Here is a 20179-nt window from a genome sequence, read left to right on the forward strand (position 1 = left end):
ACGCTCCAATCACTCAAGGACCAACCGATGCAGCACTTTTCCTATGTGGGCTCCGGCCCCTATTGCTACGCCAACTCATTTGCAATGATGTTCGGCGAAGCCGCGCCCTCGACCTCGACCATTGAGCTTGCCACCGGTAGCCCCTTCGGCATGCAGATCGTCGGCGGTACCCTGCCGTTCTTCGACCCCTACGGCTGGGATCCGGAGGCCGGGTTCGACGGCGCGCTGAAGGCGCTCGGCTGGACGTCGCAGGTCAGCAGCGGCGGCGAGCCCGAGGACGCGCTTTCCCGCCTGCGCTCGGCGCTGAAGGATGGTCCCGTCTGGGTCGGCCCGGTGGAGATGGGGCATCTGAGGCACCAGCCCGGCATGACGGGACCGATCGAGGCCGATCACTACGTCGTGGTCCTCGCGATCGACGAGACGCGCGTGCTGATGCACGACCCGCAAGGATATCCCTACGCCTCCCTGCCGCTCCACGATTTCATGACGGCCTGGGGCGCCGAGACGCTGAGCTACGGCGACCCCTACACCATGCGATGGGGATTCTCTCGTGTCGCCGACGTGAGCGAGGTCGAGGCAATCCGCGCCTCGGTGCCGGCCGCGATCCACTGGCTCTCGATGACCACGGACCGGCTGGTGCCGACGGGCAGCCTTGTGCCGACGCAGCCGAAGCGCTCGCCGCTCTGATCGAAGACCATTGCGACAAGAACCTGCGGGCTCACCTCGTGCACTTCGCCGTTCGTGTCGGTGCCCGCCGCGCCGGCGATGCGGCGTCCTGCCTGGCGCGGGCAGGCCTTGCCAAATCCGCCGCCATCGCCGGCGAACAGGCACGGCTGATCGGCGCGCTGCAGTATCCGCTGGTCCTGCGCAGGGATGCCGAGGCGGCCGCAAGCCTACGCCTTCTGGCGCCGACCTACGACCGGCTGTTCACCACCCTGCAAGCCGGGGAGTGATCCCAAAAGCCGCGCAATTCCGGACGGAAAACCGCTTCGCACTTTTCCTGGAATTGCTCTTAGGCAATGAGCTCCGAGAAGCTTTTCGGTCGCGCCGACTTTGCGTCGCGTACCGTCGCGTAGTGGAGCCCAACGACGCCGTTGTCGTAGTGCTCGCTGCCGATCAGCTGCAGCTCGTTCTTGTCGCGAAGCCGGGCGAACCATGGTTCGCCCGGCGATACGACCGGGTAGACGAAGAAGTGGTAGCGATCGACGAGGCCGAGGCCGATCACCGTCTGCGCCAGGCTCGCGCCGCCGGACAGATGGATATCCCGGCCGGGCTCAGCCTTCAGGTCGGTCAGGTAGCGCGAGAGCGCATCATCAGGAACCACCGCCCGCTCGGCATTGTGCCAGCGGCTGATCGCCTGCTCTTCGGTGCGGGAGAACACGATCTTGCGATAGTCGTGCATACGCCCTGCCATCACCCGATTGGTCTCGCCGCCCGCCTCGTCCTTCAGCGCGCCCGGCCAGTAGCCGACCATCTCCTCATAGGTGGTGCGGCCGACCAGAACCGTGTCGTAGCCGGCGTAGAGACGGTCGATCGCCCGGTATTGTTCGTCGACCACCGTCCCCATCCAGGCAAGCGGATCGTCGAGGCGGCCATTCAGTGTCGTCATCATCTGCAGCACGATATTGCGCATGGGATCGTCTCCTCAGTGAGTTTGCTCGACGAACCGGGCCAGTTGCCCGGCAACCGTTCCCCAGCCGTCGTGAAAACCCATCTCCTCGTGCATCTTCCGGTCCGCGCCGCTCCGATGCATTACATGGGCAGCGTATTCGGTGCCGGCTGGATGATCGCTGAGGGTGATGATCGCCGTCATGAAGGCGTTTTCCGCCGGCCGCCAACCGGCAACGAGCGTGTCGGTGAAGACGATGCGCGAGAGTTCGTCGACCGCGAGAAAACAGGCGTCGATATGCGGCACGAATGCGCCGCCGCCTTCGCTGATCCGCGTCACGAAACTGCCGCCGGGCCTGAGATCCATGTCGATCACCTTGCATCTTGCCGGCTCAGGAACCCACCATTGCTCAAGCCGAGTGGGATCGCTCCAGGCGCGCCAGACCGTCGCGCGCGGCGCCTTGATGATGCGCGCCATCGTCAGGTCGAGTTCAGGATCGGGAGAGCGGATCATGGTCATTCCTCCTCGTGTTCAGTGACGAATTTTTCCAGCCGGTCGGCGCGGCCTTCCCAGAGCGCGCGCTGCGCCGAAAGCCAGCTCTCTACCGCGGCGAACTGCGCCTTCTCGATGGCGCAGGTGCGCACCCTGCCCTCCTTGTGCGTGCGGATGAGCCCGCTGCCTTCAAGGTAGTGGATGTGCTTTATGAAGGACGGCAGGGCCATGTCGAAGGGTCTGGCGAGATCGCTGATGCTCGCCGGACCGCCGCCGAGCCGCGCAAGCACCGCACGGCGGGTGGGATCGGCGAGCGCCTGAAAGATCACGTCCAATCGGTCTGAATACTGTTCCATAAGGCTAAGTATCACGCGTCAATACTTAGCGCAATAGCTAACTATTAGTCGACCGACCGCCGCCAGCGCCAGCCAATTTGTCACATGGCCGTTTTCTTGACCTCAAGCCTGGTTGAGCTTCTACAAACCCCGTCGGTTCAATCGGAAATGGGGGCCGACGTGGCATTGGAAAGCCAGATAAGGACTGACAATCCCGGGACTGGAACGGCATCTGCGGGCATCGCCGAGCCCGGCGGCGCCGGAGCATCGAGCGCCGCCTGCTGGCTCGCTGGCCTGGTCGCCATCGCACAGACACCGGCGATCGCGAGCGCGCGCAGGGTCGCCTTTCTCACAGCAAGGCGGGGATGATCCATGTCAGGCCCTATCGCAAGCATTCTCGATTCGCGCGTCTTCGGCATTCTCGCCCGCGTGCTGCTAACGCTCGTCTTCTGGTCGAGCGGCCCTGTCAAGCTCTTCGACTTCAACGCCAACGTCGCGATCATGGAAGGCTTCGGCCTGACGCCGGGATGGCTGTTCAATTCGATGACGTTGATCCTGCAGATCGGCGCCTCTCTGCTGATCATCCTCAACCGTTGGGTCTGGCTTGCCGCCGGGGCGCTCGCCGTCTTCACGGTGCTGACGATCCCGATCGCCCATCCTTTCTGGCTGAAGGAAGGCGAAGAGGCCTTCCGCGACATGACCGTGGCGCTGGAGCACGTCTCGGTGATCGGCGGCCTGGCGCTGGTATCGATCCTGTCGCGCAGGCGTTGAACGTCGACAACCGGCGGCTCGGCAGGACCACTCAGCCCTCGCGGCAGCGCGTGTCTGGAACGCGTCGAGACCAGGGCAGCGCGGCTGCTCTGGTCTAACACCTCAGCGCTTCCGGGCGACGATGTAGGGGCGGTTGTCGTTGCTCGCCGATGCGTGATTTTCCGCCGACAGAAGCTCGAAGCCGGCGGCGACGATGTGCCGGCTGAGTTCTGCTGCGCTGAAAGTTCCCGCATAGGGCGCCAGTCCGACGGCCCGCATCGCCGGCAACAGCAGGAGCCGGACGAGCGGGTTCATGTCGCCGACGCAGGGCGTCTTGGAGATGAACACTCCCCTGGAGGCAAGCAGGGTATGGATGTTGTCGAGCGTGGCGGGCAGATCGCGCACGAGATGCAGGTAGTTGAAGCCCAGCACCGCATCGAACTGCCCACGTTCGGCCGCAAGCGTTTCGGCCGTCGCGCTGCGAAAGGCGAGGTTCGGAACCAGGTCGACGGCGTACCTCTCCCGGGCAATGGCGATCATCTCGGTCGAAAAATCGGTTGCAAGGTAATCGCGCACATCGCCCGCCAGCCGAAACGCCGTCGTTCCCGTGCCGCAACCGAGTTCGAGCACGCGGTCATCGGGCAGAAGCAAGGCGCGGGTGCGGTCGAGCGTGTGTTCATAGGCGGCCGGGTCCGCGATCGTTCCCTTGGCGTATCGCCGCGACGTCCGGTCCCAGAAGCGCGCGTCGCTCGCCAAACTCATGCTGCCTCTCCCCAGAACGCAACCGGTCCCCCGCGATGCTCGGAGCCGGTGCCACACCGGCCAAGGAAACCTGCCGAAACCCAACGGCTGCCGATACCAGCGAAAGTCCAAGAATAGCGCGGAACCGTCAACATTTGACGGAGAACGGACCCTCAATTGGCAAAGAGCCGCTCTCTCGCAGTTCAAGCCAGGCGAACCCAATCAACGGTTTCAAGCACATAGGGGGCGAAGAGAAAATCGCGGATCGCGGCGATCTCGTCTCCACGCCAATCGAGAACGACGAAATGCGCCGGTTTTTTCATGGGGCCGGCACTGTCGAAAACCAGCATGGCCGGCCGCCCTTCGATTGCGCCGAGCGCGAAACGCCACTTTGTCTCCTGCGCATAGCGGGTGAAATAGCGGCTGATGCCCTCGCGACCCTCCAGCTTCAGCCTGTTGACCAGCTCAAGTTTTACATCGTCGGCCAGCATGGCGCGGATGGCATCGAAGTCGCCGCCCTGAAAGAAGCGCACGAAACTTGCCAGTTTGTGCCGGTTCGCGTCGGACATCAGCGGCAGCCGCATATCCTCCGGGCGTTCGGTCAGGTGCCTGAGCGCCACCCTGGCGCGCTGCAGCGCCGATTTGGCCGCCGCCGGCGTACACTCGGCGATAGCGGCGATTTCCTCGATCGAATGACCAAGCACATCCTTCAGGATCACCGCACAGCGCTGAAGTTCCGGCAGTTGCAGGAAGGTTTGAAAGCCGATCGCGACGATGTCCGCCTCGGGCAGCGGGGCGTCTTCCATGTCATCGAGCAGCGGGACGATCTTGTGCCTGGACCGCCGGCGCACAAAATCCAGACTGGTGTTGTGGGCGATGCGCAGCAGCCAGCCTTCGAGATTGTTCACCACCACGCCATCCGCCCGCGCCTGCACGGCCTTGATCAGCGTGTCCTGCAGCACGTCCTCACCATCCACGGCCGAGCCGGTCATGCGCGCGCAATAGCGGTGCAGCCGCGGCCGGAGATCCCTCAAGCGATCCTCGAAGTCTTCCGTATTCATGATATCGAGTTCCATCGGGATATCTCCAGGGGCCGGTTCGGACGATAGCGTGGACTGAAGAAAATGTCCGCTGCCTGACCGATCGAAACCGGCTCCGGCAACGCACAGCCGTTCGACATCAGCTGTGATCGCTGAGGACCACCTCACCGATGACCGATTCGAGGCTCGCCAATTCGAGGATCTGTGGGAAATAGGCCTTCATCCTGACATCGGCGCGCATCGCCTCGACGGCCGCGGGCGTCTCCCATTCCGAATAGATGATGACGCTGGTGCCATCCCTGGCAGCAATCAGCCGGCTCGTCCGCCAGCCGCCGAGCGTGCGGATGACGGTGTCGATATTGCGCTTCAACAGCGCGATCAACTGCTCCTGCTTGCCGGGTTCGACCTTCAGAACGTTGACGAGAGTGACGGGTGCAGTGGTCATGGTGCTTCTCCTTCGTTGCGGATGCACGAAAGACGAAGCGGAGAGGCGAAACGGATCGCGCGGGCGACGATTTATTTCGCCCGGCTACGCCGCAACCATCTTGGCGAAGGCAATGTCTGCGGACTCAACTCAGTTGCGGGATCCGGTGCAAGAAGACGCCCGATGCATCAAATTTCCCCATACCACTTTTAGGCGAATTCCGACCAAAGTCGCATTGCGCTAGGGTCAACTTTTGAGCGAACGGGAGGCTGATGCATGTTCCTGAGCGAGAATACCTTCCGGGAAGATGCGCTTGAGATCATCCAAATCGAGGGCGAAGGGGAATACCTATACAACCGTGATCTGTTGATTACCCAGGATGACGGCTACGTCGTTATCCTGATCGAGAAGCTGCGCGGCGTCGTGTATACACGCGACAATCCCGGAAATCTGGCGGGAGACCAGCTTAAAGACAGGGTGGAGCTTTATATTCTCCAGCCAGGTTCCGCGATCGATAGCTTCAAACTGTCGATCAAGTCTCACGCCGGAGCAGCATTTCGAGCCACGGTCGGCTTCTTCAAGAGAACAATGCAGAAGGCCTATGAAGAGCTCCCCTGCAAACTTTGCAAAGCCTTGTGCAAGCTGGTAGTTTCGGCACTCCTGGCCCAGCTGGGCATTCCATACTTTGATCCGGCGAGCGCCACTGCCGCTATCGATATCACCCAGCATCACGACGTGATCGCAACGGTCCTGGCAGACCCCAGCCAAGCACGCCATGAGCTCCTGGCGGAAGTACTAGGGCGGATCGACTGGTCGCTTTTGAACGCCGTGCGGGTGGCACTCGACGGAGCCAATTGGTTGCTTGACGCGACGGATAGGCTCTATGGGCGCGCCTGCGCCATGGTTGGATGCTGCCCGACGGAATAGCAGACGCTATCTGGAGCAGATCCCGCTCTCGGCTGAGAGATGCTCGTCCGTGTTTTGAATGAGCGATGCTATTCGTATCTCCGAGCCGACAAGGCACGCTCCTCGGCGCAGACATCGCTCCCGTAGCAGAGTGAACGCCTTCGGTAGATGGTGCAGCGGAACGTGCTCATTGGCGGATAGCCGTCTATCGGGAACCTCGCTGTCAGAGAGCAAAGCCACCGGCAGCCGCCGGCTCGCCGTCGTCGCGAACCTTCAGGATGGTGTCGATCAGGCCCCATTCCAATGCTTCTTCTGCGGTCATGAAACGGTCCCGGTCCATGGCGCGTTCGAACTCCTCGTAGGTCCGTCCGCAATGTTCCGCATAGAGGCGCGTCATGCGCTGCTTGGTGCGAAGGATCTCCTCGGCATGGATCTGCATGTCGGACGCCTGGCCCTGAAAACCGCCCGATGGCTGGTGCACGAGGATGCTGGCATTGGGCAAGGCGGCCCGTTGGCCCGGCGTGCCGGCCATCAGCAGAAACGAACCCATCGACCGTGCGGTCCCCATGCACAGTGTATGCACCGGTGCCCGGATGTAGCGCATAGTGTCGTACATGGCGAAACCGCTGGTCACCACGCCGCCCGGCGAATTGATATAGAGATGGATGGGCTTCTTCGGGTTTTCCGCTTCGAGAAGAAGCATCTGGGCGCAGACCAGCGCAGAGACCGTGTCGTTCACCTCACCGTTGAGAAAGATGATTCGCTCGCGCAGCAGGCGGGAATAGATGTCGAACGACCGCTCTCCACCGTTCGACTGCTCGACGACCATAGGGACGAGTTGCATCGCTTCGCGCATCGGCGAACTCCATTTATCCAGAGATTGAGGGGAAGCTCGCCGGTCTAGGCGGCGAGCATGAGAGAATCGTTGCTGTTCGCGGCCGTCCTGGTCACGCGACCGCCGCGAACATTCGGCAGTTCGTGGACGATCCGCAGCCGGGTGCCGCCCGAACCAATCGGGGCGATCCGGAATGTGACCGTACTTTCGAGAAACGGAGCTTCGGTTTCGCGCAGCCTGTAGCGGACCTCTTCTCCAGGCACGACGACGGCGCCATCGGGGTCGGCCAATGCCTCTTTCGGTAGCCAGTTTTCGCGAAACGCCGGGATGCTGATTGCGCGCCAGACCTTCTGCGGCGCCTCGTCGAGTTCGTATTCCAGCTCAAGGCTGTTATCGTCCGGGGCGCTGATTTCGCGGTTCATTGGTCCATATCCTTCAGCAAGATCTTCAGAGCTTCGATGCGTGCCGGCCAGTAGGCACGGTATTTCGCGAGCCACTGCGCAATTTGCGCCAGCCCGTCCGGGTCGACTTCGTAGTTTACGAACCGACCTTGCCGCTGCTCCTTCACCAACCCGGCACTCCGCAACACGGAAATGTGCTGGGACATGGCCGGCTGGCTTATGTCCATACCTTCCCGCAAAGCGCTGGCATTCATGCTTCCGTCAGCAAGCTTCTCGAAGATGGCGCGGCGCGTGGGGTCAGCCAGGGCTCGGAATATCTCGTTCTCGATCATGCCAAACACATAAGCACGGACTTATCTCAATAACAAGTGCGCTGTTCAGCAGGAGGAGAAAAGAAAGGACGCGACTTTGCGCACCAAACGACGTTGTCACGGCGCCTCAGATCAATACCCGCCAGTAGATGGGACAAGGGTAGCGCTTAATGCGCATTGGCAATGGAAGCAGAACAAGGGGGAAATGGCGGACAGAGAGGGATTCGAACCCTCGATACGCTTTCACGTATACACGCGTTCCAGGCGTGCGCCTTCAACCACTCGGCCACCTGTCCATCCGTCAGCAGCCGATGGTCAATCCGGCTGGATGGGAAGGGCGGGGCCCTTCGGCGTCAGCCGGCTGAGAACCGGCGGACGCGCGTCTATATACCGATGATTTGCCCGGGATCAACTGCTTTCTGACAGATTATTGACATCTTGTGACGCTGGCGGGTTCCCGGTTCCCATTGTGCACTCCGGGCAAGGGGCTTATCTCTTGCGTCAGGGCGTGTCCGATGCGTCCGGCCCGTCTCGGCCACATCCTCCGGCATGCCAGATTGCCGCATATTTTCATTGTCGGGCCTTGTCCGAGGCACGGGCGATCGGAGAAGATGCGGCAGGGCGACGCGCCGAGCCGATGACCGGCGCCAGCCAGCGAATTGAAGGGAATGCAGTCCGATGCGATTTCTATTGAGGCTGGCGAGCGCCGTCGTGTTGTTTGCCGCCGTGCTTGCCGGTGCCGTCGACGCGATCCAGTCGGTCGCAGCATCGGAACTGGTCATGACATCGCTCGGCGACGACCTGGAGGCGCTTGGCGCCGACACGGCAAGCTGGGTCCAGTTTGCGCAACGTTCCGATACCGCACCGACGATCTGGCACGGGATGCTGCATTGGCTGCTGCAACAGCCGGCCTTTGCGGTGCTGGCGCTGATCGCCCTCGTGCTATGGATGGTCGGATACAAGAAGCGGCCGGCGGCCGGACGATTCGCCGCCTGACGCATTGCAGGCGGCCTTCGCATCGAAAGGAGTGTGCTGATGTTCCTGATCGACATGTTCAACAAGAAAACGATCATGCCGGACGCGCAGACGGCGCTGCCGGGCCGTGACGCCGCGATCCCGACGGCCGAGACACATTTCGTTTCCGGCCGGCCGTTGAAAGGCCCCTACCCCGACGGCACCAAGAGCATCCTTCTGGGCATGGGCTGCTTCTGGGGCGCCGAACGATTGCTGTGGAACATCCCCGGCGTCTACGTGACGGCGGTCGGCTATGCCGGCGGGCTGACGCCGAACCCAACCTACCAGGAAACGACGACAGGGCTTACCGGCCATGCCGAAGTGGTCCTGGTCGTCTATGATACGGAAAAGGTGAAGCTCGCGAGCCTGCTCAGGACCTTCTTCGAGGGACACGACCCGACGCAGGGCATGCGCCAGGGCAACGATATCGGCACCACCTACCGCTCGGCGATCTATGCCTATGACGACGAGCAGTTGGCGCACGCCAAGGCCGCGCGCACCACTTTCCAGACGGCGCTGAAGCACGCCAATCACGGCGGCAGGGTGACGACCGAGATCGGCATGGCGGGACCGTTCTATTTCGCCGAGGACTACCACCAGCAATATCTGGCGAAGAACCCCAGCGGCTATTGCGGCCTGCGCGGCACCGGCGTCAGCTGCCCGATCGGCCACTAGACGCATACCCCGCGGATGGCATCCCGCGCGCGGTCGCGATACCCACAACCCTGAGGCCGCGCCGGACCGACCGGGACACCTTGTCATGATCTCAAAAAATGCAACAGAACCGGTGCCTTACGGGTGTCGATATTCGTGGCTTCAATTTTTACCATCTGAAAAATTTTGAGTGTTTTTTTGCCGTGACCGTGCAAGGATGCGCCACCCTAGCCCCAAGGAGAAGGGGGTGGGTTCCGCAGACAGGCTTCCGTCAGGGAGCCGGCGGGAGGACCCAATAAGATCAATAGCGACAACAGGGCTGCACGATGAAAAAAACAATTCTCGGTCTTTTTGCCTTTTCGATGATGTCCGCCACGGCACTGGCCGCCGACATCAAGCCGGCGATCATCTACGATCTCGGCGGCAAGTTCGACAAATCCTTCAACGAGGCTGCCTTTAACGGCGCCGAGAAGTTCAAGACGGAATCGGGCGTCGAATACCGCGAGTTCGAAATCGCCAACGATGCCCAGCGCGAACAGGCGCTGCGCCGCTTCGCCAGCGACGGCAACAGCCCGATCGTCATGGCCGGCTTCAACTGGGCGGCTTCGCTCGAGAAGATCGCGCCGGAATATCCGGATATCAAGTTCGCGATCATCGACATGGTCGTCGAGAAGCCGAACGTCAAGTCGGTCGTCTTCAAGGAACAGGAAGGCTCCTACCTCGTCGGCGTTCTCGCCGGTCTCGCTTCCAAGTCGAAGACCGTCAGCTTCGTCGGCGGCATGGACGTTCCGCTGATCCACAAGTTCGCCTGTGGCTACGTTGGCGGCGCCAAGTCGACCGGCGCTGACGTCAAGGTTCTGGAAGCCTACACCGGCACGACGCCGGACGCCTGGAACGACCCGGTCAAGGGCGGCGAAATCGCCAAGTCCCAGATCGACCAGGGCTCGGATGTCGTCTACCACGCAGCCGGTGGCACCGGTGTCGGCGTTCTGCAGGCAGCCGCAGATGCGGGCAAGCTCGGCATCGGCGTCGATAGCAACCAGAACGCCCTGCAGCCGGGCAAGGTCCTGACCTCGATGCTGAAGCGCGTCGACGTCGCCGTCTACGAAGCCTTCACGGCAGCCAAGAACGACAAGTTCGAATTCGGCATTTCCAACCTCGGCCTCAAGGAAGACGGCGTCGGCTACGCGCTCGACGACAACAACAAGGCGCTGATCACGCCCGAGATGCTCGACGCGGTGGAAAAGGTGAAAGCCGAAATCATTGCCGGCAAGGTCCAGGTCCACGACTACATGAGCGACGAGTCCTGCCCTTACTAAGAGCAGCGCTTGCGTCATGAAAAAGGCCGCCGGTTCATTGGACCGGCGGCCATTTTTTGCTTGTCCTGACGTGAGCGCGGCGATCAGTAATGCGGCGGCTTCGTGATTGCCGGCGCGTCGAGAGACTGCTCTTCGAGCGTCAGGAACCTTTCTGTCAGCCGGTCGAGCTTGGCGCGCGCCTGCTCGACCACCTTCCATTGCTCGGCAAGCTGATCGGAAAGCTCCTCGATGGTCTTGGCCTGATGGGCCACGGTCTCCTCGAGGCGGGTGATCCGTTCGTCGGTGTTGCTCATTCTTGCAAACTCCATGGGCGCGCGGCGCCGTTTGCCGGCAGATTGGCCACAGCCGGCCTTATGTCAAGCAAGGCCTTATGCCTTCGCCGCCACACGCAGCGAGAACCCGGGATCCCTAGCCGAAAGACGCTTGTGCAGGTGCACCATCAGGCCGGCGGCAAAGAGCGGCGTCAAAAGGTTGACGAAGGGCACAGCCAGGAAGCCCGAGAGCAGCAGACCGGCGAGAAAGACGGTCGAGCGGTGCTTTTCCCGGAAGAGCCGCGCTTCCGCCGGCGCGCGATAGCGCATCGCCGCAAACTCGAAGAATTCGCGGCCGAGCAGATAACCGTTGACCAGGAAGAAGGCGACGAGATTGACGCCCGGAACGAGCAGCAGCACCAGCGCCAGGAGGTTGCCGAGGATCACGACGCCCAGGAACTTCAGCGAGCCGGCAACCGCCTCGCCGAGCGGTAGCGGCCGTCCCGGGGGCTCGTTCGGATAGTCACGCTTCTCGATGACGTCGGCGACGTCGTCGAGGAAGAAGCCGGCGATCAGTGCGGTGACGGGCGCAAGAAGCAGGGCGAGCGCCAGGGCCAAGCCAAGGCTTGCGAAGATGCCGAGCACGAAGGTCAGCCAGCCGGCCCAGACGGGCGTGCCCGGCATCAGCGTGTCGAACCAGGGCAAGGCGAGCCAGATGAACACCTCGCGCACCGCAAACCACAGGGCGACAAGCGCAAGAATCGTCAGCCCCAGCACCTTCCAGAAGACCGATCGGGTCTCGGGTGCAAACAGATTGGCAAGCGACAGTCGCGCCGCGTCCAGGATCATCATCGCTCTCCAGCATGGGCCAAGGTTCGATGGTGCATGTAGGCAGAGGCGCTACCGGCGACAAGATAGTCCCGGCAGGCACCCGTCTTTATGCAAGATTCATGCGCCTCGTCTAAGGGAAGCATGGAAAACGCCGGGAGCGGCGATATTGTAGACATACGGGATGCCGGCAGCAGCGCTCCGCGGAGGATGACATGACAGAACAAAAGACACTCGCCAGCCTTTCGGTGCTGGTGCAGAGCGGCAAGCTGGATCCGGTGGAGCTCGCCAAGGAAACCTATGCGGCGATCGACGCACACGGCGATTACGCCATCTTTGTCGAGCTGACGCCGGAGCGCGCGACGCGGGATGCGGAGGCTGCCTCGAAGCGTCTCAGGGCCGGTCGGTCGCTCGGTCTGCTCGACGGCCTGCCGGTCGCCTGGAAGGACCTGTTCGACACCGCCGGCAACGTTACGACCGCCGGCTCGGCCGTGCTTCGGACGAACGCGCCGGCAACGAGCGACGCGCCTGTGGTCGCCGCCGTTTCCGCCGCCGGCATGGTCAGTGTCGGTCGCACCAACCTTAGTGAATTCGCCTTCTCCGGACTTGGCCTCAACCCGCACTACGGCACGCCGCGCAACCCCGCGGCCACCGACGTCGAGCGCATTCCCGGCGGCTCGTCGTCGGGCTCGGCGGTCGCGGTTGCGGCCGGACTGGTGCCGGCGGCCATCGGTACCGACACCGGTGGATCTGTCCGCATTCCCGCAGCCTTCACCGGCATCGTCGGCTACAAGGCGACGCGCGGCCGCTATGCGATGAAGGGCATCTTTCCGCTGGCTGAAAGCCTCGATTCGCTCGGGCCACTCTGCCACACGGTACAGGATGCCGTCTGGGTGGACGCCGCCATGCACGGGCTGACGGCGCCGACCGTGCGCCGCGCCGACCTCTCGAGCATCGCGCTGGTGATCCCGGAAACAGTGGTGTTCGACGATGCGGAGCCGGAAGTCGTCGAGGCCTTCGAGGACGCGATCAAGCGGCTCGAGAAGGCGGGCGTTGCCGTCAGCCGCCGCGCTTTTCCATCCTTCTCGGCCGTGTTCGGGCTGATGGCCCGCCACGGCGCCCTGGTGACGGCGGAGGCCTATGCGCTGCACCGCGAGCGTCTGGCCGGGCCGGAGGCCAACGCGATGGATCCACGCGTCGTCGCCCGCACGCGGCTCGGCGAGAAGATCTCCATGCCCGACTACATCGCTCTCCTCGACGCGCGCGACCAGCTGATCCACGAGACGGTCGAAAGTCTGAAGCCGAACGAACTCATCGCCCACCCGACGCTGCCCCATGTCGCCCCGCCGATCGCGCCGCTTCTCGAAGACGACGAACTGTTCTTCAAGATCAACGGCAAGACGCTGCGCAACACCTCGATCGGCAACTTCCTGGATTTCTGCGGCATCTCCATTCCTTGCGGGCTCGGGGCGGCGGAAATGCCGGTCGGCTTCCAGCTTGCGGCCCCGCATCACCAGGACGACCGGCTGCTTTCGGTGGCGCTTTCGGTCGAGGCGATCATCCGGGGTGAGGCATGATCGTCTGTTTCGATATCGGCGGCTCTGCAATCAAAGGCGCGATCGTGCATTCGCGCGACCGGATCTTTCCGCTGCCGCGCCGAACCACGCCGCTTACCAATTTCCGCCAGTTCGTGCAGGCGCTCGAATCGGTTCTGGACGAAGCGGGCGGACACCCGGACTGCGTGGCGATCTCGATCACCGGCGTGATCGATCCCGAGACGCGGCGCATCAAATGCGCCAACATTCCCTGCATCGACGGGCTCGAACTGGTTGCTGAACTCGAGGCGGCGTTGCATCTGCCGGTGAAGATCGCCAATGACGCCGACTGTTTTGCGCTGGCCGAGGCCGGAGCGGGTGCAGGGCGCGGTCATCGCATCGTCTTTGGTGCCATCCTCGGCACCGGGGTCGGCGGCGGCCTTGTCATCGACGGCCGGCTGATCAATGCCGATGGCGGATTCGCCGGCGAATGGGGCCATGGCCCGGCAATCGCGTCGGAGGCCGGGGATCCACCAATGGCGATTCCCGCCTACGCCTGCGGCTGCGGCCAGAAGCGCTGCGTCGATACCGTCGGCGGCGCCCGCGGGCTGGAACGGCTGCACCAGACCGCTCACGGCAAGACGCTTTCGAGCCAAGAGATCATCGAGGCCTGGAAGGTTGGCGACACCGAGGCGAAACGCACGGTCGACCTGCTCGTCGATCTCGTCAGCTCGCCGCTAGCGCTCGTCATCAATATCACGGGTGCGACGATCGTGCCCGTCGGCGGCGGCCTTTCCAATGCCGAGGAACTGCTCGCCGAGATCGACAAGGCGGTGCGTAGCCGGATTCTGCGGCGGTTCGACCGGCCGTTGGTTGTGCGCGGCGAATGCCGGATCGAGCCCGGCCTCATCGGCGCGGCGCTGCTCGGGCTTTCAGGAGACAAGGCATGAGCGACATCAAACTCGAAGTCTGCGTCGACGATGCCGACGGGCTTTACGCGGCCATCGAAGGCGGCGCCGACCGGATCGAGCTTTGCGCCGCCCTTTCCGTCGGTGGCCTCACGCCCAATCCCGGCCTTATGGCGCTGGCTGGCCCGCCACGAGTGCCCGTCTACGCGATGATCCGACCGCGGCCCGGCGACTTCATTTTCTCAACCGCTGACCTCGACGCGATGCGCCGCGATATCGACGCGGTGCGGGATGCCGGTCTGGCCGGCGTCGTGCTCGGCGCATCGCTTGCCGATGGCCGGCTCGACACGTCGATGCTCACCAAGCTCAGCGGCCATGCGGCCGGACTCGGCATGACGCTGCACCGGGCCTTCGACCTCGTCCCGGATTTCGCCGAGGCGATGGAAATCGCAGTCGACCTTGGCTTCGAGCGCATTCTCACCTCAGGCGGGGCCAGGAGCGCGCCGCAGGCGATCGACCGCCTTAGCGAAATCATCGGCCTTGCCAAGGCCAGGCTGTCGATCATGCCGGGATCCGGCGTCACGCTGAAGACGGTCGACGCTCTGCTCGATCACCTCACGGTCAACGAGGTGCACTCCTCCTGCTCGATTAGTGAGCCGGCTCAGGATCCACGCTTGGTCGATATGGGGTTCGTTTCTTCCGATCGGCGCCGCACCGATCCGGAGACGGTGCGGGCGATGAAGGTGAAGCTTGCGGCCCGCAGCCCGCGCTGATCGGCGCCTTTCCTTCCCTCATAGGAAAGACCCGGAGAGCGGAGCGCTTTCCGGGTCTTCTTGTCAAATCTTCTCGTAAGCGGCAATCAGGCTGCGTAGACCTGGTCGCCGCCAATCCAGGTGGAGCCCATGCCGAGTTCAGGCGTGAGCAACACGAAATCGGCGTCCGCTCCGGGCTTCAGCCGTCCCTTGTGAGTGGCAAGCCCCATGGCATCGGCCGGATAGGCGGACGCCATGCGAAGGGCTTCCTCGACCGGGAGGCCAAGCTTCTCGTGCACGAAGCGCACCGAAGACAGCATGTCGATGTCGGCGCCGGCAAGCGTGCCGTCGGCAAGCGTCAAGCGGCCACCTTCGCGCAGGATTTCGCGGCCATTGAGCTGGAAGCTCTTCATGTCGGTGCCGATCGGCGACATCGCGTCCGTGACGAGAAAGATCTGGCCCGGCCCCACCTTGGCGCGCAGCGCCACGCCCATCGACGCCGGCTCGACGTGATAGCCGTCGGCAATCAGGCCCGCATGCAGCGTGCCGGTGGCAAGCGCAGCACCGACCACGCCCGGCTCGCGATGGCCGAGACCGCTCATGGCATTGAAGAGGTGAGTGACGGTACGTGCACCCGCCTTGGCGTAGGCGACCGCAGTTTCATAGCCGACATCCGTGTGGCCGAGGCTGACGACGGCACCGGCATCGGCGAGCGCCTTTACCTGCTCCCTGGTGGCGTTTTCCGGCGCCACAGTCACCATCAGGACACCGAGCGCCTTGGCGCAATCGAGCATTTCGGCGAGATCGGCATCGTCCATCGACCGGATCAGTTTCGGATCATGAGCACCCTTGCGCGCGACCGAAAGATGCGGGCCTTCGAGATGCAGCCCGAGGAAACCGGGCACACCGGCCGCCTTTGCCTCAAGGCCGGCCTTGATGGTGGCGCTTCGGATTTCGCGCGTATCGGTGATCAGCGTCGGCAGAAGCGCCGTGGTGCCGAACTTGGCATGGGCCGAGCAGATCTGCCGGATGCCTTCGACGGTCGGCTCCTCGTTCAGAAGCGCACCACCGCCGCCGTTGACCTGCAGGTCGATGAAACCCGGCACCAGCAGCATGCCGTGGGCATCGATCCGTTCGGCGCCGGCGGGAATGTCGGCCGACGCCACGATCGCCTTGACGCGACCAGCTTCGATGACGAGGGCGCAGCCGTCGTGCCATTCGACGCCGTCGAACAGGCGGGCGCCGGTGATTGCCTTCCTCTCGCTCATCTCGTCTCCGTTACCTTCTTGAGGCTTGCCGGCGCATCGGGATTGAGACCGCGCGAACGCGACCAGGCCTCGACGAAACCGTAGAACGGCAGGATCAGCGTCAGCGCGTCGGTGATCGGGTGACCGGTCTCGACGAACGGCAGGCGCTTGGCCTTGGCGGCGAGGTTCGAGGTAGCATGAACCACCGCGCCCTTTTCCGCCATACCGTCGGCAATGCCGGCAACCGACGTCTCGGCCGCATCACGGGCTGCAAGCGTCAGCACCGGGAACTTGGCGCCGACGAGCGCCACCGGTCCGTGCAGCACTTCGGCCGCCGAATAGGCTTCCGCATGCATGCCGGAGGTTTCCTTGAACTTCAGCGCCGCTTCGCTGGCGATGGCGAGCGCCGGGCCGCGGCCAAGCACATAGAGCGATTCGGCTTCGCCGAGATCGTCGGCAAAGGCCTGCCAGTCGAGCTTCACGGCCTTGGCAAACTGGTTCGGCAGGTCGGCGACCGCGCGCTGAAGTGCAGCGTCGCCGGTCCATTCGCCGAGCACGGCAAGGCCGGCGACGATCGAATTGACGTATGACTTCGTGGCGGCAACGGCGATTTCCGGACCGGCCAAGATGTCGAGCGGGTTGGTGCAGGCCTCTGAAATCGGCGACGGCAGCGTGTTGGTGAGCGCGATCGAGACCGCGCCGGCATCGGTCGCAGCCTTTGCCATGGCGACGATATCCGGGCTCTTGCCCGACTGCGAAATCGCGATCGCCGCGGCACCGCCGAGCTTCAGCTTGGCACCGTAGATCGAGGCGAGCGACGGGCCGAGCGAAGCGACGGGCACGCCGGCTTGCAGCTCGATCGCATATTTGAGGAACAGCGCCGCATGGTCGGAGGAGCCGCGGGCGATAGTGACGAGGAAGGCCGGATCCTTGGCGCGCAGTGCGGCGCCGGCAGCCTTCAGCTGGTCGGCGGAGCGTTCCAGCAGACGCTGGGCGGCTTCGGGGATCTCGTCGATTTCTCGGCGCATATTGGTCTGCATGGTCAATTCCCTTTCTTGGCGGAGCCGTCGCTTTTAGGATTCCGACAGCGTCAGTTCCGCGACAAAGTCATAGGCATCGCCCCGGTAGAGCGAGCGGGTGAATTCGACGACGCGTCCCGATGCGAGATAGGAGACACGTTCGATGGAAAGGCCGGCCGAACCGACGGCGACGCCGAGCATCGAGGCATCCGGATCCTTGATGTTGCAGGCGGAGATGCGCTGCACGGCGCGAACCGGTCGCGAGCGGGTCTTGTCGAGCGCAGTATAGAGAGACGAGGTGACGGCCTGCGGGTCCGGCAGGAACTCCGCCGAAATGCTGGCGCGCTCGATGGCAAGCGGCATGTCGTCGGCGATGCGCAGGCGCCCGAGCCGGGCAACCAGCGCGTCGGCCGGAAGGCCGAGCGCCATCATCTCATCCGGAGAGGGGTGAAACAGGCCGCGCTCAAGCCAGCGGGCATGGGTGTTCAGGCCGCGGCGCGCCATGTCTTCCGTGAACGAGGTCAGCCGCGAGAGCGACTGCTGCACCTTGGAGACCGGCTTGACGACGAAGGTGCCGGAGCCGTGGCGGCGAACCAGCAGGCCGTCGCGCACGAGATCGTCCACCGCCTTGCGCACGGTGACGCGGCTGATGTTGGCGTAGTCGGCAAGATCACGCTCGGGCGGCAGAGCGTCGCCGTGGTTCAACTTGCCCGACTGGATCGCGTCTTCGAGCGATTGCCGAAGCTTGAGATAGAGCGGCCCCGACCCTCCGGACTGCAGACCCTCGAGCGGCAGAATGGAAGCGAGCTGGTGCGTCATGCGCCTGCCCTCGCCTGGGTGCCGAAACGCTGGGCGGCAACGGCGACCGATCCGGTCAGCGCGTCGGCTTCCGCCTCGACGAGCAGGGCCTGATGCCGATCGGCAAGCCAGGGGCGATAGAGCGGCGCCAATCCGCCGAGAAGGCACAATCTTTCGCAGCCTCTTACGACGACGACGTCAAGCGCCTCGTCCACTGTGAGGGCAGCGGCTTTCAGGATGCGCTCGGCAACCGGGTCGCCGGATGCGGCGCCTTCGAAAACACGCGGCGCATAGCGGCCGAATTCCCCGGGCTTGGCGAGGCGGGCGAAATCGACGACGTCGCGCGCCTCGTTGTTGAATTCGGCAAGGACGCTGTCGGTGACCGCCGAGGCTTCATGAATATTGTCGAAGGCAAGCAGGCTTTCCTGCAGAAGCGCATGGCCGATGCGTGCACCGCTGCCATGGTCGCCGATGGTGAAGCCCCAGCCGCCGACATAGCTGACGGTTTCGCCCTGGCGAAGGATATAGATGCTACCGGTACCGAGAATGGCGACCGCACCGTCACGATTGCCGAGCGCGCCCTGAAGGGCAATCAAGCCATCGGATTCGATATCGGCTGCGGCGAACGGCAGGCGGCGCTTAACATAATGCACGGCGTCGCCGACATTGTGCCCGGCGACACCGACGATCGCCTTGGCAGCGGTTATGCCCTGGGGATCAAGGCCCGCTTCTATAAAGGCGGCGCGTGCGGCCTCACCGATATTGGCAAGCGCGGTTTCCGGGTCTGTCAGGATATTGGCCGCACCCGCCTTGCCGCGCCCGAGAATGCGCCCGTCCGCCGATGCCACGGCAGCCCGGCAGCTCGTTCCGCCGCCATCGATTCCGATCAGGTAATTTGTCATGAGTACCTCCGCCCACTGAGGATACCAAAAAAATACCAATAACCAAGCCTGAATCCGTCTGCAGTTTCGTTTTCGTTGCAATACGTTGAAATTCAAGGGCTAATTTAGCTGTTTAGTTTTTTAAGACGTCAAAACTTAAATTCTGCTGGACAATTGGTATTTTTTTGGCATTAATTTGACCAAGAGGAGATACAACCCATGCCGTCAGCCAAGACCGAAGAGCGCCACGACAACGCCAAGGGCCTGGATCTTATGCATCCGGCGCTGGCGCTCCGGCTGCTCGCGTCCGGCCAGCAGGCGGCCGCCAAGGCCGTCGACGCGGCGATCGAGTCGATTGCGGCTGCCGCATCGCTCGCGGCCGAATCCCTCGCATCCGGCCGGCGTCTCGCCTATGCGGGCGCTGGCAGTTCCGGCCTGATGGCCATGGCCGATGCGCTCGAACTGCCCGGCACCTACGGCATTCCCCAGGACCAGATCGTCGTTCTGCTTGCCGGCGGTACCGCCAGCCTGAGCGACCTTGCGGGCGGCTATGAAGACGACATGGACCTTGCCCGCAATGACGTCCGCAAAGCCGGTATCGGCGCGGGCGACTGCCTTGTTTCCGTTTCCGCCAGCGGCTCCACCCCTTACGCGCTCGCCGCGGCCGACGAGGCCCGCAAGCTCGGCGCCAAGGTGATCGCTGTCGCCAACAATCCTGGTGCGGCGCTGTTCAAGGACGCCGACGTTTCGATCGTTCTGCAGACGCCGCCGGAAGTGGTTTCCGGTTCGACGCGCATGGGCGCCGGTACCGCGCAGAAGATCGCCTTCAACATGTTCTCGACGCTGGTCGGCATTCAACTCGGGCACGTCCTCGACGGCCACATGGTCAACCTGCGCGCCGACAATATCAAGCTGCACGGCCGCGCAATCCGCATCGTTACCGACATTACCGGCATCGGCGCTGGCGAGGCCGGCCGGCTGATCAACATGGCCTCCGGCTCGGTCAAGGTCGCAATCCTTCTCGCCTCTGGCGCGAAGGACGTTGCGGTCGCGGAGGCGGCACTGAAAGAGGCCAGACAGAACCTGCGCCGGGCGATCGATATCGTCACGGCCTGACATAAGCCTGGAA

Annotated in this window: 24 protein-coding genes, 1 tRNA gene and 1 pseudogene; 10 read left to right on the top strand and 16 right to left on the bottom strand. The window is 63.5% G+C overall.

What is annotated here, in order from left to right:
* The first annotated feature begins 27 nt into the window (after positions 1-27).
* Positions 28-953 (top strand): annotated as a pseudogene (locus IB272_RS04975) (hypothetical protein).
* Between the two features lie 59 nt (positions 954-1012).
* Here IB272_RS04975 and IB272_RS04980 read toward each other — a convergent pair.
* Genes IB272_RS04980 through IB272_RS04990 form a run of 3 tightly spaced genes read right to left on the bottom strand, consistent with a single transcriptional unit; the run spans position 1013 to position 2457 of the window.
* A complete protein-coding gene (locus tag IB272_RS04980; protein WP_060580558.1) occupies positions 1013-1633 on the bottom strand; it encodes a dihydrofolate reductase family protein in 621 nt (206 codons plus the stop codon).
* A gap of 12 nt (positions 1634-1645) precedes the next feature.
* Entirely contained in the window at positions 1646-2122 is a 477-nt protein-coding gene (locus IB272_RS04985) for an SRPBCC family protein (RefSeq protein WP_060519493.1), read from the bottom strand.
* A gap of 2 nt (positions 2123-2124) precedes the next feature.
* Positions 2125-2457 (bottom strand): metalloregulator ArsR/SmtB family transcription factor, encoded by a 333-nt coding sequence (locus tag IB272_RS04990; RefSeq protein WP_060580557.1) that lies wholly within the window; start codon positions 2455-2457, stop codon positions 2125-2127.
* A gap of 351 nt (positions 2458-2808) precedes the next feature.
* On the opposite strand from IB272_RS04990, the gene IB272_RS04995 reads away from it, so the two are divergent.
* Positions 2809-3207, top strand: a complete 399-nt coding sequence (locus tag IB272_RS04995) for a DoxX family protein (protein ID WP_060580555.1) — start codon at positions 2809-2811, stop codon at positions 3205-3207.
* A gap of 102 nt (positions 3208-3309) precedes the next feature.
* Here IB272_RS04995 and IB272_RS05000 read toward each other — a convergent pair whose 3' ends face one another.
* The 3 genes from IB272_RS05000 to IB272_RS05010 all read right to left on the bottom strand — a co-directional run bounded on the left by IB272_RS05000 (position 3310) and on the right by IB272_RS05010 (position 5412).
* Positions 3310-3948 carry a class I SAM-dependent methyltransferase gene (locus IB272_RS05000; protein WP_060580554.1) on the bottom strand — a complete coding sequence of 213 codons (639 nt, stop codon included), beginning with the start codon at positions 3946-3948 and terminating at the stop codon, positions 3310-3312.
* Positions 3949-4130: 182 nt separating this feature from the next.
* Positions 4131-5003 (bottom strand): sigma-70 family RNA polymerase sigma factor, encoded by an 873-nt coding sequence (locus IB272_RS05005; RefSeq protein WP_060580553.1) that lies wholly within the window; start codon positions 5001-5003, stop codon positions 4131-4133.
* Between the two features lie 103 nt (positions 5004-5106).
* A complete protein-coding gene (locus IB272_RS05010; protein ID WP_060580552.1) occupies positions 5107-5412 on the bottom strand; it encodes an antibiotic biosynthesis monooxygenase in 306 nt (101 codons plus the stop codon).
* Positions 5413-5667: 255 nt separating this feature from the next.
* Here IB272_RS05010 and IB272_RS05015 point away from each other — a divergent pair, with 255 nt between their 5' ends.
* The gene (locus tag IB272_RS05015) at positions 5668-6318 is read left to right on the top strand and encodes a hypothetical protein (RefSeq protein WP_060580551.1); all 651 of its coding nucleotides are present in this window, start codon (positions 5668-5670) and stop codon (positions 6316-6318) included.
* Positions 6319-6520: 202 nt separating this feature from the next.
* On the opposite strand, the gene IB272_RS05020 is transcribed toward IB272_RS05015, so the two are convergent.
* From IB272_RS05020 to IB272_RS05035, 4 genes are all read right to left on the bottom strand, one after another.
* Positions 6521-7153 (bottom strand): ATP-dependent Clp protease proteolytic subunit, encoded by a 633-nt coding sequence (locus IB272_RS05020; RefSeq protein WP_060580550.1) that lies wholly within the window; start codon positions 7151-7153, stop codon positions 6521-6523.
* Positions 7154-7197: 44 nt separating this feature from the next.
* A complete protein-coding gene (locus tag IB272_RS05025) occupies positions 7198-7554 on the bottom strand; it encodes an SRPBCC domain-containing protein (RefSeq protein WP_060580549.1) in 357 nt (118 codons plus the stop codon).
* A complete protein-coding gene (locus tag IB272_RS05030; protein ID WP_034804822.1) occupies positions 7551-7865 on the bottom strand; it encodes a metalloregulator ArsR/SmtB family transcription factor in 315 nt (104 codons plus the stop codon). The genes IB272_RS05025 and IB272_RS05030 overlap by 4 nt, the downstream gene beginning before the upstream one ends.
* A 185-nt stretch (positions 7866-8050) precedes the next feature.
* Positions 8051-8140 (bottom strand) — tRNA-Ser (locus tag IB272_RS05035).
* A 382-nt stretch (positions 8141-8522) separates the two neighbouring features.
* Between IB272_RS05035 and IB272_RS05040 the strand changes: the two genes are divergently transcribed.
* The 3 genes from IB272_RS05040 to IB272_RS05050 all read left to right on the top strand — a co-directional run bounded on the left by IB272_RS05040 (position 8523) and on the right by IB272_RS05050 (position 10831).
* A complete protein-coding gene (locus IB272_RS05040) occupies positions 8523-8840 on the top strand; it encodes a membrane protein (RefSeq protein ID WP_034804825.1) in 318 nt (105 codons plus the stop codon).
* 39 nt (positions 8841-8879) lie between these two features.
* Positions 8880-9533 carry a peptide-methionine (S)-S-oxide reductase MsrA gene (gene msrA / locus IB272_RS05045; protein ID WP_060580677.1) on the top strand — a complete coding sequence of 218 codons (654 nt, stop codon included), beginning with the start codon at positions 8880-8882 and terminating at the stop codon, positions 9531-9533.
* A 305-nt stretch (positions 9534-9838) separates the two neighbouring features.
* Positions 9839-10831 (top strand): BMP family ABC transporter substrate-binding protein, encoded by a 993-nt coding sequence (locus IB272_RS05050; RefSeq protein ID WP_034804831.1) that lies wholly within the window; start codon positions 9839-9841, stop codon positions 10829-10831.
* Between the two features lie 83 nt (positions 10832-10914).
* On the opposite strand, the gene IB272_RS05055 is transcribed toward IB272_RS05050, so the two are convergent.
* Positions 10915-11124: a SlyX family protein gene (locus IB272_RS05055; protein WP_034804834.1), complete on the bottom strand. Its 210-nt coding sequence runs from the start codon at positions 11122-11124 to the stop codon at positions 10915-10917.
* Positions 11125-11199: 75 nt separating this feature from the next.
* Positions 11200-11931, bottom strand: a complete 732-nt coding sequence (locus IB272_RS05060) for a sulfate transporter family protein (protein ID WP_060580676.1) — start codon at positions 11929-11931, stop codon at positions 11200-11202.
* 194 nt (positions 11932-12125) lie between these two features.
* Here IB272_RS05060 and IB272_RS05065 point away from each other — a divergent pair, with 194 nt between their 5' ends.
* The 3 genes from IB272_RS05065 to IB272_RS05075 are packed head-to-tail and all read left to right on the top strand — an operon-like array spanning position 12126 to position 15126.
* The gene (locus IB272_RS05065) at positions 12126-13487 is read left to right on the top strand and encodes an amidase (protein ID WP_192444224.1); all 1362 of its coding nucleotides are present in this window, start codon (positions 12126-12128) and stop codon (positions 13485-13487) included.
* Positions 13484-14395, top strand: a complete 912-nt coding sequence (locus IB272_RS05070) for an ROK family protein (protein WP_060580548.1) — start codon at positions 13484-13486, stop codon at positions 14393-14395. Before IB272_RS05065 ends, IB272_RS05070 begins: the two co-directional genes overlap by 4 nt.
* A complete protein-coding gene (locus tag IB272_RS05075) occupies positions 14392-15126 on the top strand; it encodes a copper homeostasis protein CutC (protein ID WP_060580547.1) in 735 nt (244 codons plus the stop codon). Before IB272_RS05070 ends, IB272_RS05075 begins: the two co-directional genes overlap by 4 nt.
* A gap of 86 nt (positions 15127-15212) precedes the next feature.
* Here IB272_RS05075 and nagA read toward each other — a convergent pair whose 3' ends face one another.
* From nagA to IB272_RS05095, 4 genes are read right to left on the bottom strand one after another with little or no spacing between them, the layout of a single operon-like run.
* Complete coding sequence (gene nagA / locus IB272_RS05080) at positions 15213-16373, bottom strand: N-acetylglucosamine-6-phosphate deacetylase (protein WP_060519466.1); 1161 nt, start codon at positions 16371-16373, stop codon at positions 15213-15215.
* Positions 16370-17392 (bottom strand): SIS domain-containing protein, encoded by a 1023-nt coding sequence (locus IB272_RS05085; RefSeq protein WP_043626593.1) that lies wholly within the window; start codon positions 17390-17392, stop codon positions 16370-16372. The genes nagA and IB272_RS05085 overlap by 4 nt, the downstream gene beginning before the upstream one ends.
* 33 nt (positions 17393-17425) lie before the next feature.
* A complete protein-coding gene (locus tag IB272_RS05090) occupies positions 17426-18190 on the bottom strand; it encodes a GntR family transcriptional regulator (RefSeq protein ID WP_034804855.1) in 765 nt (254 codons plus the stop codon).
* Entirely contained in the window at positions 18187-19071 is an 885-nt protein-coding gene (locus IB272_RS05095; protein ID WP_060580546.1) for an N-acetylglucosamine kinase, read from the bottom strand. Before IB272_RS05095 ends, IB272_RS05090 begins: the two co-directional genes overlap by 4 nt.
* Before the next feature lie 198 nt (positions 19072-19269).
* Here IB272_RS05095 and IB272_RS05100 point away from each other — a divergent pair, with 198 nt between their 5' ends.
* Entirely contained in the window at positions 19270-20166 is an 897-nt protein-coding gene (locus IB272_RS05100; protein ID WP_060580545.1) for an N-acetylmuramic acid 6-phosphate etherase, read from the top strand.
* Positions 20167-20179 lie beyond the last annotated feature (13 nt).

Origin of the sequence: Ensifer sp. ENS08, from assembly GCF_014852195.1 — a bacterium.
In the GTDB taxonomy this organism is placed as follows: Bacteria; Pseudomonadota; Alphaproteobacteria; order Rhizobiales; family Rhizobiaceae; genus Ensifer; species Ensifer adhaerens.

What these genes read in the sequence shown, in the direction of transcription:
- IB272_RS04980 (WP_060580558.1), bottom strand. Translation starts at nt 1,633, where the DNA reads ATGCGCAATATCGTGCTGCAGATGATGACGACACTGAATGGCCGCCTC.
- IB272_RS04985 (WP_060519493.1), bottom strand. Translation starts at nt 2,122, where the DNA reads ATGATCCGCTCTCCCGATCCTGAACTCGACCTGACGATGGCGCGCATC.
- IB272_RS04990 (WP_060580557.1), bottom strand. Translation starts at nt 2,457, where the DNA reads ATGGAACAGTATTCAGACCGATTGGACGTGATCTTTCAGGCGCTCGCC.
- IB272_RS04995 (WP_060580555.1), top strand. Translation starts at nt 2,809, where the DNA reads ATGTCAGGCCCTATCGCAAGCATTCTCGATTCGCGCGTCTTCGGCATT.
- IB272_RS05000 (WP_060580554.1), bottom strand. Translation starts at nt 3,948, where the DNA reads ATGAGTTTGGCGAGCGACGCGCGCTTCTGGGACCGGACGTCGCGGCGA.
- IB272_RS05005 (WP_060580553.1), bottom strand. Translation starts at nt 5,003, where the DNA reads ATGGAACTCGATATCATGAATACGGAAGACTTCGAGGATCGCTTGAGG.
- IB272_RS05010 (WP_060580552.1), bottom strand. Translation starts at nt 5,412, where the DNA reads ATGACCACTGCACCCGTCACTCTCGTCAACGTTCTGAAGGTCGAACCC.
- IB272_RS05015 (WP_060580551.1), top strand. Translation starts at nt 5,668, where the DNA reads ATGTTCCTGAGCGAGAATACCTTCCGGGAAGATGCGCTTGAGATCATC.
- IB272_RS05020 (WP_060580550.1), bottom strand. Translation starts at nt 7,153, where the DNA reads ATGCGCGAAGCGATGCAACTCGTCCCTATGGTCGTCGAGCAGTCGAAC.
- IB272_RS05025 (WP_060580549.1), bottom strand. Translation starts at nt 7,554, where the DNA reads ATGAACCGCGAAATCAGCGCCCCGGACGATAACAGCCTTGAGCTGGAA.
- IB272_RS05030 (WP_034804822.1), bottom strand. Translation starts at nt 7,865, where the DNA reads ATGATCGAGAACGAGATATTCCGAGCCCTGGCTGACCCCACGCGCCGC.
- IB272_RS05040 (WP_034804825.1), top strand. Translation starts at nt 8,523, where the DNA reads ATGCGATTTCTATTGAGGCTGGCGAGCGCCGTCGTGTTGTTTGCCGCC.
- msrA (WP_060580677.1), top strand. Translation starts at nt 8,880, where the DNA reads ATGTTCCTGATCGACATGTTCAACAAGAAAACGATCATGCCGGACGCG.
- IB272_RS05050 (WP_034804831.1), top strand. Translation starts at nt 9,839, where the DNA reads ATGAAAAAAACAATTCTCGGTCTTTTTGCCTTTTCGATGATGTCCGCC.
- IB272_RS05055 (WP_034804834.1), bottom strand. Translation starts at nt 11,124, where the DNA reads ATGAGCAACACCGACGAACGGATCACCCGCCTCGAGGAGACCGTGGCC.
- IB272_RS05060 (WP_060580676.1), bottom strand. Translation starts at nt 11,931, where the DNA reads ATGATCCTGGACGCGGCGCGACTGTCGCTTGCCAATCTGTTTGCACCC.
- IB272_RS05065 (WP_192444224.1), top strand. Translation starts at nt 12,126, where the DNA reads ATGACAGAACAAAAGACACTCGCCAGCCTTTCGGTGCTGGTGCAGAGC.
- IB272_RS05070 (WP_060580548.1), top strand. Translation starts at nt 13,484, where the DNA reads ATGATCGTCTGTTTCGATATCGGCGGCTCTGCAATCAAAGGCGCGATC.
- IB272_RS05075 (WP_060580547.1), top strand. Translation starts at nt 14,392, where the DNA reads ATGAGCGACATCAAACTCGAAGTCTGCGTCGACGATGCCGACGGGCTT.
- nagA (WP_060519466.1), bottom strand. Translation starts at nt 16,373, where the DNA reads ATGAGCGAGAGGAAGGCAATCACCGGCGCCCGCCTGTTCGACGGCGTC.
- IB272_RS05085 (WP_043626593.1), bottom strand. Translation starts at nt 17,392, where the DNA reads ATGCAGACCAATATGCGCCGAGAAATCGACGAGATCCCCGAAGCCGCC.
- IB272_RS05090 (WP_034804855.1), bottom strand. Translation starts at nt 18,190, where the DNA reads ATGACGCACCAGCTCGCTTCCATTCTGCCGCTCGAGGGTCTGCAGTCC.
- IB272_RS05095 (WP_060580546.1), bottom strand. Translation starts at nt 19,071, where the DNA reads ATGACAAATTACCTGATCGGAATCGATGGCGGCGGAACGAGCTGCCGG.
- IB272_RS05100 (WP_060580545.1), top strand. Translation starts at nt 19,270, where the DNA reads ATGCCGTCAGCCAAGACCGAAGAGCGCCACGACAACGCCAAGGGCCTG.